General features: G+C 36.8%; 16 protein-coding genes. 6 read left to right on the forward strand and 10 right to left on the reverse strand.

Features of this window, described 5'->3' with window-relative positions:
* Positions 1–130: 130 nt before the first annotated feature.
* On the forward strand, positions 131–748 hold the full coding sequence (locus tag ACZ5N5_RS17425; protein ID WP_464372836.1) for a DUF1054 domain-containing protein: 618 nt from the start codon (positions 131–133) through the stop codon (positions 746–748).
* Here the strand turns inward: ACZ5N5_RS17425 and ACZ5N5_RS17430 are convergent.
* Positions 743–1,012, reverse strand: a complete 270-nt coding sequence (locus tag ACZ5N5_RS17430) for a UPF0223 family protein (RefSeq protein ID WP_054787620.1) — start codon at positions 1,010–1,012, stop codon at positions 743–745. The two genes, ACZ5N5_RS17425 and ACZ5N5_RS17430, sit on opposite strands and share 6 nt — an antisense overlap.
* A gap of 167 nt (positions 1,013–1,179) precedes the next feature.
* On the opposite strand from ACZ5N5_RS17430, the gene ACZ5N5_RS17435 reads away from it, so the two are divergent.
* Both ACZ5N5_RS17435 and ACZ5N5_RS17440 read left to right on the forward strand, forming a co-directional pair.
* Positions 1,180–2,628, forward strand: a complete 1,449-nt coding sequence (locus tag ACZ5N5_RS17435; protein ID WP_464372423.1) for an IS6 family transposase — start codon at positions 1,180–1,182, stop codon at positions 2,626–2,628.
* A 551-nt stretch (positions 2,629–3,179) separates the two neighbouring features.
* Complete coding sequence (locus ACZ5N5_RS17440; protein WP_054788639.1) at positions 3,180–4,652, forward strand: aminotransferase class I/II-fold pyridoxal phosphate-dependent enzyme; 1,473 nt, start codon at positions 3,180–3,182, stop codon at positions 4,650–4,652.
* A 44-nt stretch (positions 4,653–4,696) separates the two neighbouring features.
* Here the strand turns inward: ACZ5N5_RS17440 and ACZ5N5_RS17445 are convergent, their stop codons facing one another.
* From ACZ5N5_RS17445 to ACZ5N5_RS17470, 6 genes are all read right to left on the reverse strand, one after another.
* Positions 4,697–5,554, reverse strand: coding sequence for a polysaccharide deacetylase family protein (locus tag ACZ5N5_RS17445; protein WP_464372837.1), 858 nt, complete (start codon positions 5,552–5,554; stop codon positions 4,697–4,699).
* Positions 5,555–5,627: 73 nt separating this feature from the next.
* Complete coding sequence (gene lpdA, locus ACZ5N5_RS17450; RefSeq protein WP_054859572.1) at positions 5,628–7,037, reverse strand: dihydrolipoyl dehydrogenase; 1,410 nt, start codon at positions 7,035–7,037, stop codon at positions 5,628–5,630.
* A 2-nt stretch (positions 7,038–7,039) separates the two neighbouring features.
* Positions 7,040–8,320, reverse strand: a complete 1,281-nt coding sequence (locus ACZ5N5_RS17455) for a dihydrolipoamide acetyltransferase family protein (RefSeq protein WP_109984518.1) — start codon at positions 8,318–8,320, stop codon at positions 7,040–7,042.
* 30 nt (positions 8,321–8,350) lie between these two features.
* Positions 8,351–9,328, reverse strand: a complete 978-nt coding sequence (locus ACZ5N5_RS17460) for an alpha-ketoacid dehydrogenase subunit beta (protein ID WP_054788638.1) — start codon at positions 9,326–9,328, stop codon at positions 8,351–8,353.
* 3 nt (positions 9,329–9,331) lie between these two features.
* Positions 9,332–10,414 (reverse strand): pyruvate dehydrogenase (acetyl-transferring) E1 component subunit alpha, encoded by a 1,083-nt coding sequence (gene pdhA, locus ACZ5N5_RS17465; protein WP_054788637.1) that lies wholly within the window; start codon positions 10,412–10,414, stop codon positions 9,332–9,334.
* A 518-nt stretch (positions 10,415–10,932) separates the two neighbouring features.
* Positions 10,933–11,577, reverse strand: coding sequence for a YkyA family protein (locus tag ACZ5N5_RS17470; protein ID WP_464372838.1), 645 nt, complete (start codon positions 11,575–11,577; stop codon positions 10,933–10,935).
* A gap of 193 nt (positions 11,578–11,770) precedes the next feature.
* On the opposite strand from ACZ5N5_RS17470, the gene def reads away from it, so the two are divergent.
* From def to ACZ5N5_RS17485, 3 genes are all read left to right on the forward strand, one after another.
* Entirely contained in the window at positions 11,771–12,325 is a 555-nt protein-coding gene (gene def, locus ACZ5N5_RS17475; protein ID WP_109984521.1) for a peptide deformylase, read from the forward strand.
* A gap of 402 nt (positions 12,326–12,727) precedes the next feature.
* Entirely contained in the window at positions 12,728–13,216 is a 489-nt protein-coding gene (locus ACZ5N5_RS17480) for a DUF2243 domain-containing protein (RefSeq protein ID WP_277678690.1), read from the forward strand.
* Positions 13,203–14,036 (forward strand): cytochrome c oxidase assembly protein, encoded by an 834-nt coding sequence (locus ACZ5N5_RS17485; RefSeq protein ID WP_464372839.1) that lies wholly within the window; start codon positions 13,203–13,205, stop codon positions 14,034–14,036. Before ACZ5N5_RS17480 ends, ACZ5N5_RS17485 begins: the two co-directional genes overlap by 14 nt.
* A gap of 100 nt (positions 14,037–14,136) precedes the next feature.
* On the opposite strand, the gene ACZ5N5_RS17490 is transcribed toward ACZ5N5_RS17485, so the two are convergent.
* Genes ACZ5N5_RS17490 through ACZ5N5_RS17500 form a run of 3 tightly spaced genes read right to left on the reverse strand, consistent with a single transcriptional unit; the run spans position 14,137 to position 16,939 of the window.
* Positions 14,137–15,114, reverse strand: coding sequence for an SPFH domain-containing protein (locus ACZ5N5_RS17490; RefSeq protein WP_464372840.1), 978 nt, complete (start codon positions 15,112–15,114; stop codon positions 14,137–14,139).
* A 29-nt stretch (positions 15,115–15,143) separates the two neighbouring features.
* The gene (locus tag ACZ5N5_RS17495; protein ID WP_277678689.1) at positions 15,144–15,914 is read right to left on the reverse strand and encodes a TPM domain-containing protein; all 771 of its coding nucleotides are present in this window, start codon (positions 15,912–15,914) and stop codon (positions 15,144–15,146) included.
* Complete coding sequence (locus ACZ5N5_RS17500) at positions 15,911–16,939, reverse strand: TFIIB-type zinc ribbon-containing protein (protein WP_054788640.1); 1,029 nt, start codon at positions 16,937–16,939, stop codon at positions 15,911–15,913. The genes ACZ5N5_RS17495 and ACZ5N5_RS17500 overlap by 4 nt, the downstream gene beginning before the upstream one ends.
* Positions 16,940–16,945 lie beyond the last annotated feature (6 nt).

Raw genomic sequence — 16,945 nt, forward strand, 5'->3', positions numbered from 1 at the left:
TCCAAAATATCAGTAGCTTCTATTTTAGCAAAAATTCGGAAAAATTGAAAATAGAACAGTATTAGTTGCAATCAAATTAGAATTAATATAAAATTATAATTATGTTAAATTAATCAGGAAGGTGACAGATATGACTTTTTCAGGTTTCGAAGCAAAGGATTTTGATACATTTACTATAGAGGGACTAGATGAAAGAATGGAAGCCATCCAAAAGCGAATTCAACCGAAATTCAAACAGATCAGTGAAGAAATTATTTCTGACCTAGAAGAAACGGTTGGCCAAGATATGTACCTTCATATAGCCCGACATGCTCGTAGAACAGTTAATCCGCCAAAAGACACTTGGTCAGCTTATGCACATAATAAGAGAGGCTACAAAAAACACCCACATTTTCAAGTTGGATTGTGGCATGATCATGTTTTTGTTTGGTTAGCCTATATCTATGAATTACCACACAAAAGTGAAATTGCCAAGAAATTTTTGGATGAAATAGATGATATAAAAAGCACCGTACCAGTAGATTACCAAGTCTCTCTCGACCACATGGAAAACAAAGCAGAATCATTAAAACACATAAATTTAGAAAAGGCCCTGCAAAGATTTCAGAATGTGAAAAAAGGTGAATTTTTAATTGGACGACAATTTAAAGCAGATGACCCGATTTTAAGAGACGGAAAGGTATTTATTCAAGAAGTGAAAGACATTATTCAAACATTAGCTCCGCTATACAAGTCATCTCTGCTATAAATTAACGATCTCATGCTGCTCCAATGTCTTCGCCTTTTTTATGACGCGAAACGGGACATAACCTGATTGCTTTTCAAATTGTCGATCTAATTGCTTCTCTTCCGATTTTGATGGAACAATTTGTTTAAAGCGATGATAAGCAAGCATCAAATCCTGTTTCGCTACACCTTTTTCATAGACTTTTTCAATAATGGAATAATAATTAACAACATCAATAATTTCCTCTGTTGACCAACTTTCATTAAGTGGATAACTATAATTCATAAAAACACCTCTTTAACTATATCCGTATTGTCAAAATATTTCTTACCCAAATAGCTTTTAAGCTTGATTTAATAACTTTTTACACAAAAAAACTTGCCACCCCCTTCAAAATAGGGTATTTATGAGGTAACCACACACTCAAAATCCCTAAGAAAGGTTGTGACAAGTTGTTACCTCAATTTATATACTATTTACTTCAATATATCAAGTATCAAGAACGAATTATTTATGCTTTACTAGGCATGGTGTTAGGTAAATCTATTGCTCGACCAGCTTATGATGAACCTCTCAATCAACCTTATCGAAAATTACAAGTCGATGAGATGCCCATCATCGAAAAGCTGGAAAAACTAGATTTTCAACAATTATTGAAGGCGTACCACCTTCAATATGGCAAGGTATTAAAGCCAGTCGCCCGCCGGAAAAATAGTGTGGTGAAAGTTCCAGCGACGCTCACCTGCCCAAAATGTACAGCTCCTTCTGATTACCTTTATGCCAATAATGGAGACAAAGGACAGTATTTGTGTAAGGTGTGTGATTGTTTATTTAATCAAAAGAATCGTTTTGCGAAAGAAGCTATCCTTAAATGTCCCCATTGTTCTTACGTGCTAGAACGCATTAAAGAACGTAAAGATTTTGATATTTACAAATGTAAAAACAACGGTTGTTCTTTTTATCAACGTAACTTACGCCATATGACCAAAGAAGAGAAGCAACGTTTTAAAGAAGATCCGCAAGCATTTAAGGTGCGGTATCTCTTTCGTGCTTTTCGTTTTGATTTCCAGCCGATGGCAGCTACATCTCCCGTGCAACCGAAAGTGGATTTGTCTCGTATTCACGCTTCTCCACACGTTTTAGGATTGATCTTAACGTATTATGTCAATTACGGGATCGGTGCCCGCAAAACAGCTGCCATGATGTACGATATCCATGGGGTGAAGGTCTCCCACCAAACGATTCTTAACTACATAAACAGTGTGGCACTTCGGATGAAACCCTTTGTCGACCATTATCCTTATCAGCTATCAAACAGCTTTTGTGGCGATGAAACCTACATCCGTGTCAAAGGGCGCTGGCATTATCTTGTCTTTTTCTTTGATGCGGTGAAAAAGCTCATCCTAGCTTATCCTGTATCGCCGCATCGTGATACAGAAGTCGCTGTTCGCGCGATAGATGATGTCTTACAAAAGTTTGGTGAGAAAGATAAACTCCCTGACAACTTGAACTTTGTAGTAGATGGTAATCCTATTTACATCTTGGCACAGCATTACTTTGCGCAACATGACATCCACTTTGATATCACTCGTGTGATTGGCTTAACCAATGAAGATCCGGTGTCAAAAGAGTATCGACCGTTAAAACAAATCATTGAGCGCTTAAACCGTACGTTCAAAGGCAACTATCGTCCTACGACTGGGTTTGGTTCAGAAGCTGGATCCGTATCTTTTGTCACCTTATTTGTGGCTTATTTTAACTTTTTACGTCCTCATGCCTCATTGGAGCAAAAGGTACCTGTGACGCTTCCTGAATTAGCTAATATCCAGTTCATGCCTGGTAAATGGGTACAACTACTGGCGTTAGCGGAGGACTTCTTGGCAGAAAAGACATCTGCTTAACCTACAACCGTACGGCTAATCACTTAGCCACCGTGAAACTGCTTGCCCTTGACTGTCGTGCCCCTTCTTAGGGATCAATGGTTGGGGACGGGGCCCCGGCCATTGGAGCTTAGAAGGGATCGGTCGTGGTACGCTAGACAGGCGGATGGGAGCCGTATAGGCTTTATTTTTGCCATCCGCCAACGGAATCACTACCACGACCGCAAACAAAGTCAAGGGTGGCGGCCGACAGCAGAGCAGGTCACAGTAGCCAGTGTAGTAAAAGCACTGGTTTATTTGACACGGCCTCGTTTATCTCCACTCTCTGGTGCTAATTTTTTTCTTCTTGAATTCCCAACCATTTTAAATTATAATCTACAACTTCACCTTATTATCTGGAACTTTATTTCCATCCCATTTAGTTTTCATAGAATTTTTTACAGTTCCACTATATCTATTCCTATTTTAGCATAATTCATAAATTTATCATAAAAGCTAGCTATTGCACGATCAATTTGCTATAATACATTTTGTTTTATTATTTTTCCGTGTAAAAGGAGCAACAATCATAGATGTTAACCCAAAATGAAACACCACTATTCAGTGGTTTAAAAGCACATATAGAGAAAAATCCACGCGCTTTTCATATCCCAGGTCATAAACAAGGAAAAGGGATGGATCCCAAATTTCGCAAATTCCTGGGTGAGAATACGTTATCACTTGATTTAATAAATATTGAGCCATTAGATGACCTACATCATCCTCGTCATATTATAAAAGAGGCACAAGAGTTAGCTGCAGAAGCTTTCGGAGCGGATCATACTTATTTTTCTGTACAAGGTACAAGTGGTGCTATTATGACGATGATTATGAGTGTTTGTTTGCCTGGTGATAAGATCATAGTACCAAGAAATATTCATAAGTCCGTTTCTTCTGCTATTATATTTTCTGGAGCTGTACCGATATTTATTCATCCCGAGCTTGACCATAAATTAGGAATTTCACACGGGATCACACCGAACGCTGTTCAAAATGCATTAGAAGCACACCCAGACGCAAAGGCTGTATTAGTAATTAATCCAACTTATTTCGGCATTGCTGCTGACCTAAAAAAAATCGTAGAAATTGTCCATCAATACCAGATCCCTGTACTAGTAGATGAAGCACATGGGGTGCATATTCATTTTCATGAAAGGCTTCCATTATCGGCAATGCAAGCAGGAGCAGATATGGCAGCAACAAGTGTCCATAAATTAGGTGGATCTTTAACACAAAGCTCTGTCTTAAATGTGAAGGATGGTTTGATTAATCATGAAAGAGTCCAAACAGTCATGTCTATGCTCACTACCACTTCCACTTCCTATATATTGCTTGCTTCATTAGATATTGCCCGTAGGTACTTAGTACAAAATGGGATGTCTTTATTATCTGAAACAATCGAAAATGCCAGATATCTTAGAAAGGAAATAAATAAGATACCTACTCTCTATTGCCCTGGCAGTGACTTACTTGGAACAGAGGCGACCTTTGATTACGATCCAACCAAGATTATTATCTCTGTCAAAAATTTAGGAATTACTGGGCATGAAGCAGAGATATGGCTACGCTTGAATTATCAAATCGAAGTGGAATTATCGGATATGTACAATCTTTTGTGTATTATTACACCTGCTGACAACCTAGAGGATATGAAGTACCTTCTTTCAGCTTTAAATCATTTAGTGGACACACATTATTCTTCAGCAAACGATACAACTGTAAAAGCACAAGTTCCCGATATTCCAATTTTAGCAGTAAGTCCTAGAGAGGCGTTTTATGCGGAATATGAAGTCATACCTTTGAAGAACTCCGCTGGTAGAATCAGTGCTGAATCGATTATGATATATCCTCCAGGAATACCTATATTTATACCTGGTGAAATTATATCTGAAGAAAACCTACAATATATTTATCATAATTTACAGTCGAATTTACCTGTTCAAGGTCTTCAGGACGAAAGCTTGCAAATGATAAGAGTTTTAAAAGAGCATAAAGCATTTAAATAGAGCTGTAGTTTTCTACAGCTCTTGATTTATGAAGTGATAGGACGTTAAGGAGTTTTTATAGTGGCAGGATCAGCTATTTCATATCCTTTATCCCTTAAGCCTTTTACAATATCAGCGAGTGCTTCGGCAGTCCAAGGTCTGTCATGCATTAATAGATTTGCACCATTTCTTAACTCTGGAGCATTTAACATAATCTCTGTTATTGCCTGCTTTGACTGGTATTCACTTACCCAATCATATCCATAGCTCCAGTTCATTAAAAGCATTCCTTCTTTTTCAACTAAGTTCTTCACAAAGTCTGTGTTGGCACCATTTGGCGCTCGGAAAAATTGTGGTTTTTCTCCAATAATTTCATTAATTAGAGCATTGAGTGATAATATTTCTTCTCTTTGTATTTCTTCATCTACTTCTGTTAAATTTTGATGATTAAACGTGTGATTCCCAATTGCGAATCCCATCTCGTGAATTTGTTTTAAAGTATTCTTTTTCTTTTCTGTTTCAAGGAAATGGCCATTCACAAAAAAAATCGCAGGTGCTTCTAATTCACTTAAGGTTTTTGCCATTTCTAGTGCATGGTCATCTGGTGCATCATCAATCGTCAAAAGAACGACCTTTTCGTTTGTTCCTTCCTTAATTGGCTCTAGAAACCAAACATCATTTATTATGTATAGTGGTTCTTTTTGAACAAGGTGATTAGACTCTTCTACTGAGTCCTGAGCAGAATCTGACTTTACAGGTGGATCCTGTTCATCTTTGTTGTTTTCTTCTGTTTTATCCATTACCTCTTCGTTTGAAGAAGCTATATTATCTTGTTCCTTTTCAGACGATTTATTTTCATTACTACAGCTACAAAGAAGCATCAAAACAAATACGATTATAGCTAAAAAGATTCCCTTTTTCATAAAGATCCCTCACTTTACAAGAATTTACATAAACGACTAGAAAAAAGAGTCTGCTAGGCAGACTCTTATCCATTTATTTTACGATATGAATTGGTGAACCAATTGCTACTTCAGCAGCTTCCATCGTAATTTCACCTAGTGTTGGGTGAGCATGAATGGTTAAAGCTAAATCTTCAGCTGTCATGCCTGCCTCAATTGCTAGACCAATTTCAGAAACCATATCACTAGCATTTGGACCTGCAATTTGACCACCGATGATTAAACCATCCTCTTTACGAGTGATTAGCTTCATAAAACCATCCCCAGCATTTAACGAGAGTGCTCGACCATTTGCTGCAAATGGGAATTTAGATGCTACCACATCATAACCTGCTTCTTTTGCTTCTTCCTCTGTATAGCCAACTGATGCTAATTCTGGATCAGAGAATACAACAGCAGGAATCGCATTGTAGTCAATTTCTGCATTTTCACCAGCAATGGCTTCCGCAGCAATTTTACCTTCATAAGAAGCTTTATGCGCAAGCGGTGGACCTTCCACAATATCACCAATTGCATAAATATTTTCTACATTTGTGCGACATTGCTTATCGATTTTAATAAGTCCTTTTTCAGTCATTTCAATTCCAACTTGTTCAAGGCCTATTTCAGCTGTGTTAGGGCGACGTCCAACGGTTACTAATACATAATCTGCTTCAATTGTTTCTTCTTTTCCTTTTGCTTCATAAGTAACTTTCACACCATTATCGGTTTCTTCTACCCCTTTAGCTGTGGCACTTGTAATAATTGTTGCACCTTTTTTCTTCAATTTCTTCTTCACAAGTGCACTCATTTGCTTTTCAAAACCATTTAAGATATCTTTTAAACCTTCAATAATGGTTACTTCTGTTCCAAAGCTTGCATAAGCTGAACCTAATTCGGTACCTACATATCCGCCACCAATAACGACTAATTTTTTCGGTACTTCTTTTAAATTCAATGCTCCAGTAGAATCTAGCACACGATCAGAGAACTTGAATGTTGGTAATTCAATTGGTGTAGAACCTGTTGCAATAATGCAGTTTTTGAAGGTATAAGTTTGAGAATTTTTGTCATCCATTACCTTTGCTGTATTTTTATCAACAAAGTACACTTCACCTTTTACAATGTCTACCTTGTTACCTTTAAGAAGTGATTCCACTCCACCAGTTAATTTTTTAACAACAGAGCCTTTCCATTCTTGTACTTTGGAAAAATCAACGGAAACATTCTCTGTTTTGATGCCCATTGTTTCATCACCTTGAGCATATTCAGCACGGTGTCCTGCTTGGATTAGCGCTTTGGATGGGATACAGCCTACATTTAGACAAACTCCACCAACATTGCCTTTTTCTACTACAGTAACCTTTTGACCAGTTTGTGCTGCACGAATTGCTGCAACGTATCCTCCTGGTCCCGCTCCAACTACTAACGTATCTAGTTCAATTGGGAAATCTCCAACAACCATTATTACCCCTCCATCATAATTAATTGTGGGTCTTCAAGTAAACGTTTAATTTGATTTAATGCTAATTGTGCTGTTGCACCATCAACGATTCGATGATCAAAGCTTAATGATAATGCTAAAACAGGTGCAACAACAATTTCGCCGTCTCTTACAACAGGCTTCTCTGCTATACGACCTATTCCGAGAATGGCAGCTTCTGGATAGTTAATTACTGGAGTAAACCACTGTCCACCTGCAGAACCGATATTAGAAATAGTACAAGAAGCACCCTTCATTTCATTTGGAGCAAGTTTTCCTTCTCTTGCTTTAACTGCGAGCTCATTGATTTCTTTAGAAATACTGAAGATAGATTTAGCATCAGCATTCTTAACAACTGGTACTAGTAAACCTTTCTCTGTATCTGCAGCAATTCCAATATTGTAATAATGCTTTTGCACAATCTCATCAGTGTCATCATCAATGGAAGCATTTAAGATTGGGTATTTAGATAATGCAGAAACTAAGGCTTTTACTACGTATGGTAAGTAAGTTAACTTAATTTCTTGCTCTGCTGCAACAGGCTTGAATTTTTTGCGGTGAGCAACAAGTGCTGTAACATCAACTTCATCATGTAATGTAACATGTGGAGCTTTGTGCTTAGAATTAACCATCGCATTAGCAATTGCTTTACGAATTCCACTCATTTTCTCACGTGTTTCTGGATATTCACCTTCAGGCTTAGCAGCTGGTGTTGTTGTTGCTTTTGCTTCCTCTTTTGGTTGATCTGCAGATGCTTCTGCTTTTTGATCACCATTAATGAAGGCGTCAATGTCTTCTTTTAAAACACGATTATTTTTTCCTGTTCCAGAAACTTCTGCAATGTTAACATTGTTATCACGTGCATATTTTCGCACAGATGGCATTGCAATTACTCGATTATTTGGATCCTTACTAGACGCTTCAGTATCTGGTGATTCTTCTTTCTTTTCCTCTTGTTGCTCAGGCTTTTCCTCTTTTGGTTCATCTGGTTTTGATTCTTCAGCAGAACCTTCTTCACCCTCATAGCCTTCTGCATCAATAGTAATAATTGTTTCACCAACTGTAGCGACAGATCCTTCTTCAAAATGTACTTCCTTCACGGTGCCGTCCACTGGTGATGGAATTTCGACAACGGCTTTGTCATTTTGCACTTCACATAGCACATCATCTTCTTTAATTTCTTCGCCAGCTTTAACAAACCATTTTACGATCTCACCTTCATGGATACCTTCTCCAATATCAGGTAATTTAAATTCAAAAGCCATTCTATTGACCTCCCGTCCAGTATTAATTCATTAGAAATTGATGACTTTGTTTGCTTTTTCGATAATATCATTATAATTTGGAAGCCATACTTCTTCTGCTTGTGTAAAAGCATATACAGTATCTGGTGCAGCTACTGTCAAAATCGGAGCTTCTAAATGTAGGATTGCACGTTCTTGTACATTTGATACAATATAGGACGCTAATCCTGCTTGTCTTTGTGCTTCTTGCACCATTACCATACGGTTTGTTTTCTCGACGGATTGCACAATTGTTTCAAAATCGATTGGCATGACTGTGCGTAAATCGATAACTTCCGCTTGAATTCCGTCTTTTTCTAGTTCTTCTGCTGCTTTCAATGCAGAATGAACCATTGCTCCATATGCAACTAATGTTACGTCAGTACCTTCGCGTTTCACCTGAGCTTTTCCTAATTCGATTGTATAATCTTCCTCAGGCACTTCTTCACGGAAGGAACGATATAACTTCATGTGTTCCAAGAATACTACTGGGTCATTATCTCTAATAGAAGAAATTAATAAACCTTTCGCATCATATGGTGAAGATGGTATGACAACTTTTAAACCAGGTTGTTGTGCTACCAAGCCTTCAAGAGAATCCGCATGAAGCTCAGGTGTATGAACCCCACCACCAAATGGTGAACGAATCGTAATAGGAGCATTCATCGTATTTCCAGAACGATAACGCAAACGTGCCATTTGGCCATTGATAGCATCCATTGCTTCATAAACAAAGCCGAAGAATTGAATTTCAGGAACAGGACGGTAGCCTTGTGTTGCTAAACCAATCGAAATTCCGGCAATTCCTGATTCTGCAAGTGGTGTATCAAATACACGTTCTTCGCCAAATTCTTTTTGTAGACCTTCTGTAGCACGGAAAACCCCACCGTTTTGACCAACATCTTCTCCAAACACTAATACATTTTCATCATTTTTAAGTTCAACTCGTAAAGCATCAGTAATTGCTTGAATCATTGTCATTTGAGCCATCGTTTACTTCGACTCCTTTGCTTCATATTCTTCTAATTGTTCCTTCAAGTGTGCTGGAAGCTCTTCGTACATATTATTGATTAAATCAGATACCTTTTGTTTAGGCTGTTCATCTGTTTTCTTAATCGCAGCTTTGATTTCTTCTTTTGCTTTTTCAATTACTTTGTTTTCTTCCTCTTCTGACCATAATCCTTTTTCCTCAAGGAACTTACGGAAACGAACGATTGGATCCTTCTTCTCCCATTCGTTGTCCATATCTTCCGTACGATAGCGTGTTGGATCATCCCCAGCCATTGTGTGTGGACCATAGCGATAAGTTAAAGTCTCTATCAATGTTGGGCCTTCACCGTTTACCGCACGTTCTCTAGCTTCTTTCGTAGCAGCATAAACAGCTAGAACGTCCATTCCGTCAACTTGAATACCATCAATGCCAGCTGCAACTGCTTTTTGAGCTAATGTCTTAGCAGCGGATTGTTTTTCGACAGGCACAGAAATTGCAAAACGGTTATTTTGTACAACAAAAATCGCTGGTGCTTGATAAGCCCCGGCAAAATTAATTCCTTCGTAGAAATCACCTTGTGATGTACCACCATCACCCGTATAAGTTATCGCAACTGATTTTGCCCCACGTTTTTTCATTCCTATTGCTACACCAGCAGCTTGTGTATACTGTGCACCAATAATGATTTGTGGACTTAATGCATTAACACCTTCAGGCATTTGATTACCATGATAGTGTCCACGAGAGAATAAAAATGCTTGATAAAGTGGCAGCCCATGCCAAATTAATTGTGGTACGTCACGATATCCTGGCAATATAAAATCCTCTTTTTCAAGAGCGAATTGGGTACCTAATTGTGATGCTTCTTGTCCAGCAGTAGGTGCGTAGAAGCCTAAACGACCTTGACGATTCAACGCAATAGAACGTTGATCAAGGATTCTAGTGTAAACCATTCGATACATAAGTTCTTTTAATTCTTCATCTGATAAATCAGGCATTGCATCTTCGTTAACAACTTTACCTTCTTCATTCAGAATTTGAAACGTTTCAAATTGTTCTTCGATATTTTCGACTGTACGCTTCAAAAAGATTCACCTCTTCCTTTCTATAACCCCAAAATGTAATTTATCAAAAATAGCTTTCCCAAAAGATTAAAAAATCTGTACCAAAGTCATCATTATTGCTTTACCCGCTATCGTTACTACTAATCAATTTTGGGTCAAGAACATCTGTTACATATGATTTAAAAAATCAAATTGGTACAATTTTTATTCATGTATAGTTTAGCCTATTGAACGAAGTTGGTCAAACACTTTGCAACAATTAATATAATTTTTTTGTGTTTTTCTATGTTTCGTTAACTGAAAAAAGTATCTCACTTTTTTAAAACTGTTTCATTATTAAATTATATCTGTACTATTATATTCGTGCAAAATAAAGGCGATATAAGCAATTTTTTAGTATCCGCTTACATTGCTGCACTAAAAAACATCCTATTTCTTTCAATACTTTGGAGTATAAATCATAGCTTCGGCAAAATTTTTCTCTACTGAATTTAAAAATTCCAAAATGTGCAAAAAAACCTTCGAGTTAACTCGAAGGCTTATTCATACACAACATTCATTTCCGTTTCTTCATAAAATTGCTTTTTTAATTCATTATATGTATCTGTCTGTTTATTAAAGGTTTCATTTAATTGAATTACTTCTTCATACGTTTGATTTACTTTATCTATTTGGCTTCGCAATTCCTCTTCGGTCAATTCTTCCTTTGTAAATAGTTCATATAGCTTCTGATCTTCATCTAATGAGGATTGATAAGCTTTATTTAAATTTTCATAGCTAGCATATCTTTCCTCCATAGCTTTCACCATTTTCTCTGCCGTTCCTTGAAGGTCATCCTCTAAATCCTTGACCAATTCTTTTGCTTTAGAGAATTCCTTTTCTCCTGCATCAATGCTTTCTTTTTCTTTTTTTAATAGCTCTCTTCTTTTATTAATATTCGTAATTGCCTGCTCACTTAAGTCTGTAATTTCGTCCATCTGGTCTGAGGAAAGTTCAATGATTTGATTATAAACTTCTTGTTCTTTCTCTTCTAAATCTGCAAACGATTCTTGTTGTTCTGCAAAAGGCTGCTCTAATTCTACTGATTTTTCCAAATGCTCATACATTTTATTCGCAACTGAATCCCCACTACAAGCAACAAGTATACATGCAGCCAAAATGAATAAAAATGATATTTTTTTCATCTACTAAAACTCCTTTTAACAATTCTTCTCCTCTAATTACAACTATATTATTATAACATAAATAGTTTCCAAAAAAATTACTTTCTGGTGATTATTTATTGAAATCACAAGTGATTACTGTTTGTTTTTCTATATTTTTTTCCTGACATTATGTATTATATAGGATAAGATGAAATGTAAAGAGGTGTTATAATTGATAACAATGAAGGATATTATACGCGAGGGAGATCCCATCCTCAGAAAAGTAGCATCCGATGTAGAGCTTCCTCCAACAGCAGAAGAAAAGAATATCTTGGAATCCATGCTTGAATTCTTAAAAAATAGCCAAGATGAAGAATTAGCAAAAAAATATGATTTACGTCCAGGAGTGGGGCTTGCAGCACCACAAATCGGAATTTCTAAAAGAATGTTTGCTGTCCATTTTCAGGATTTCGATGGAGCTGAATATAGCTATGGTTTATTTAATCCTAAAATCGTCAGCCATTCTGTAGCAAAGACCTATTTATCCAATGGTGAAGGATGTCTATCAGTTGATAGAGAAGTACCAGGTTATGTGCCTCGTTATCAAAAGATCACATTAAAAGCAACTGACTTAAATGGAAATGAAGTTAAATTAAAACTAAAAGGCTATGCTGCAATTGTGTTTCAACATGAGCTTGATCATTTGAATGGAGTGATGTTCTATGATCACATTAATAAAGGCGATCCATTCTTCATTCCAGATAATACTATAGCATGTGACCAATAAGGTAATAGCTATCACTTAAAGCTCTTACTACGAGCATTTAAAAGCTTGTTAAAAAAGGTTCTTTGATGGGGAGTGGTTAACCCCCTCCCCTTTTAACCAAACGTTTTCTTTTTATCCCCTCTGTTATAACCTTCTATATAACCCATTCAGTATTTAAAAAGATAATTCCTTCAAATCGTTTATTTCTTTATTAGAACAAATATTCTTCAAAATCTCTCCATTGCCATTCTAATCCAAGTATACCTTGCTCACTAGTTTCTATTTATGACAATTACTATTTAGCCATTCGGAAGCTCTATAGTACAGCAAAAATAATTGGGTCGATCCTATTTATCAGTTGTTTACAGGTTGTAGATAGAGGAAACACTTATATAAGATAATAAAGTAATAAAGGAGTATAAAATGGCTATTAAAAACGAAAACGACAATCGGTTTTATTACTCAAATCGTAACCTGTGGGCTGGAATTTTATTTGGAATCGGTATTGTGGCTTTTTTAGATGAAACAATTTTTCATCAACTATTACGGTGGCATCACTTTTATGACAAATCCACAACCGATATTGGACTGATTTCCGACGGTTTTTTTCATGCTTTTAGTTGGTTTGCGACTATTGGTGGCTTGTTTATCTATGCTGATCTTCGAAGGCGGAACGGACTATGGATCACTAAGTGGTGGGGAGGAGTATTGATCGGAGCAGGTGGGTTCCAGTTATATGATGGCATTATTCAACACAAATTGATGCGGATACATCAGATTCGTTATGTGGAGAATGTCATCATCTATGACATGATATGGAATGTGCTAGCTGTTGTAATGATCGTAATAGGACTCAGTCTCATTAAAAGTAATAAACAACAGGCGAAGGAGGTTTCAGATGAACCTCAATAACTACATTCTTCATATCGATGGAGCTTACTTCTTTACTCAAGAGCAGTTGATACCTCAAATATTATTAGCGCTACCGTTTGTTTTAACTTTGGTTATGTATATCTTGGCTGTCATAGTCTCCAACCGGCGTCACAAGCGTTGGCCGTTATATCGCACTGTTTGTTGGATATTTGGCGTTCTTTTCGCAATTATTTCCGTTGCAGGCCCTTTAGCTAACCGTGCACTTGTAGATTTTACAGCCCACATGTTTGGTCACTTGTTTTTAGGCATGCTTGCCCCATTGCTGATGGCGCTTGCTGCACCGATGACACTTATGCTAAGAACACTCACGGTTCCCATAGCAAGAAGACTTTCCAAAATGCTAAGAAGTAGACTCTCGCGAATGCTTACCAACCCGATTATTGCTTCCGTTCTGAATATAGGAGGACTCTGGTTGTTATATACTACTAGTCTATACTCGCTTATGCATGATTATTTTCTATTGCACCTAATAGTGCATGTCCATGTTTTCTTAGCTGGCTATTTATTTACAATATCCATGTTCTATATCGATCCAATGCCCCATCGTGTTCCTTTTTTGTATCGCGCGATTGTATTATGTGTTGCCTTAACTGGACACGGTATTCTATCAAAATACATCTATGCACATCCACCTAACCATGTAACCATAAATCAAGCAGAACTTGGGGGCATGGTCATGTATTATGGAGGAGATATCATTGACATTGTTATTATCTTCATCCTCTGTTTACAGTGGTTTAGAGCAACCCAACCTCGAACTAGACTAGCTATATTCAGTAATTGTTTCATTTCATGTTAACTTTTTTCGATTCAAAAAACTCTCCCTAAGGTAGGTACAGATTTTATTTTTCAATCTGTCCACCATAAGGAGAGCCTGTTATAAATGTATGTTTCTTCGATTATGCCAATTTATGGCCACAATTACCGCAGAAATTCATGCCACTTGTTTTATTACCACAATTGGGGCAAAAATTAGGGATCGCGTTATTTCCATTATTAGCGGGAGATGATTGTGGTGTGCTTGAATTATTTTGATTCATCCCTTTGACCATTTCCTGTGCCATGTTCATCCCCATCATCATACCTGCCATGTCTGTTGCGGTATTACCACCTTCTGATTTACCTTCTGAAATCGCATCAGTGAATGCTACCTCTTTATAACGATTCATATCACCAATCATACTATGAGATGCAGATTTAGTAATCATATCTTGAATTTCTTTTGGATAATTAAAGCTCATAATAGTAAAACGAGTAATTTCAAATCCATCACTATTTATTTGCATATCTAAATCTTCTTGAATTCCTTTGCCTATTTCAAAGGAATTAGCTTGCAGGTTAAACATATCTTTTCCTTCTTTTGTAATCCACTTCATTAATAACTGATCTAGAATACTAGTTATTCTTAGACGAATGTCCTCCACTAGATAATTATCTTTTACTCCAGCTATATTATCGATTAATTTGACATAGTCTGTTACTTTGAATTGAAATGTTCCGTTCGCTCTAATTGGCATTCCGCCAGGTAATTGCTGTGTTGGAATATTTATTGCACTTTTCGTTCCCCACTTCACCGTAAACTCTTTTGTATTAACAAAAAGCACCTCTACACGCATGCCACTATTAAAACCAAATTTGAAGCCTTTTAATGTAGACAGAAAAGGAACAATTTCGGATTCGATTTCATATTCTCCTTCGTCCTTGAAGACACCTTCAATTTTCCCTTGATCAAAAAAGATGGCATCCTGGCCAGGACGAATAATCAGTTTACTTCCTTTTTTTACTTCATCATTATTCCATTTCCAAAAAATCATATCCTCACGGAATTCATTCCATTCAATGAAATCTGAAAGTTGCCCCTTAAAAAAATCAAACATGTATAACACCTTTCCTTTCTATTGTTCTATTAAAAGCCTCCACGACTTCCTGTATGAGAGTGACCACCACTAGTCACCCCTCCACCACCATTACCACTGCTATTGTTTTTCTGGATTTTCGTCTTAGAAACTGTTTTTCGCAAATATACATCTTTCCTGTTTACCACTCGAGAGTTTTTCGGATCGACATAGGTTTCATGCTTCACTGTAACACGACCACCCATATTAAAGATCATTGCACCTACAATAACTGCTCCAATTAAAACAGCAAGCAATAACTGAAACCAAGTTTTTAGAAAAATACTATCAGGACTAATGATCGGATTTACTCCAAGGTAAACTGGCACCTCACTAAAAAATTGCTTGGTTGCTTCTAAGAAGTTGTCTGCACTAAGATATGGCGTAATTTTTTCTCTTATTTCATCTAATCTCGAATCAGAAAGATATTTCTGTTTATCTCCAAAGCCAGATAAGTAAACCTCACTTTTGTTCATATTGATAGTAAGAATAACCGTATTTCCATGTTTTTTATCATATCCTGGTGCATTTTCATCATAGAAATCCTCTGTGTATTGTACTACGTCTCTTCCACCAAGTTCATCCTCTGTTAAAACAAGGAATGATAACTCATTTTCTTCACTGTATTGTTTCGCAAGCTTCTCCAATTCCTCTTGTTCCTCAGCATTAAATAGATCTGCTTCATCATAAATATACTGTTCTTCCGCATTGACAGGAATTGTTAAAAAGGAGAACAGTATTAAAAACAGAATAGATATTAGACCTTTTTTACTTATTCTCATATTAGATCACCACCTAACAGTAACGCAATCGTTTTTAAAACGACAAATGATCCGCCAGCAATACTTGCAAACCAGATCGCCGCCTTTTGATAGCTAAGTGGTGGTTTACCAACAATTTTACCCGTTTGTCCATTCATTGCAAATGTATGCTCTTGTTTATCAAAATCATAGTAAACCATCCAAACTGGCAATAATACATAGTAACTATTTCTTTGCGTTGTGCGAATATTTTTCTGGTGGTAATCAACAGAAGAATATCCTGTAATGGTTGAGGAAATATAGGAATCTATAAATGTTTTTATTTTATCTTTAACTCTACCAAATAATTCTTTATCTGTGTAATTATATTTTTCAGCTAAATATCCAGCTAAATAAGGTGTTTTAAATGCTTTTAATTCCTCGTAATGATAAGGTTCCAGCTTATCCATTAAAGTATCATCTAATTTTTCAGAAGCATCAACTGGTACCTTTAGATAGCTAACATCAATATCTCGTTCTACCCTGTAATAATGGGTTTCTGTATAGCGATATTCTCCACGTGTATAAGTATTAACTTTTGTTGCCGTCGCCTTTACCTCAACATCATTGTCTAAATCATACATCCAAAATGGAACATACATACCAGTGATGCCTTTCACTCGATCTGCAGTCATAAAACCTTTTGGGGTTAATCTTCCGTTTTTACACCATTTTCTAAAAGCCTCCATTGCCTCTTCCTTACTTATAGTAAACGGTATAACTTTAACAGGTGCTAAATCCCCTGACAACCTGTCTGCAAGCACTACCCCAGCACCACAGAAGCTGCAGGAGGTTGCCGTAGTATCCTTGTCTGTTAATACAACTGCACCACAGTTTTCACACTGGTACTCTTTGGCTTCATCTTCCTCGAACGATCTTTCTATATAAATATCATCATATGTATCAATATGCTCTTCTCTTCCACAGCTGTCACAGCTCAAATGGCCTGTTTCACTGTCAAATGCCATATCTGAGCCACAACTAGGACATTTATAATGTACTAGCATCCCTTT

It is taken from the genome of Gracilibacillus sp. JCM 18966 (genome assembly GCF_055392695.1).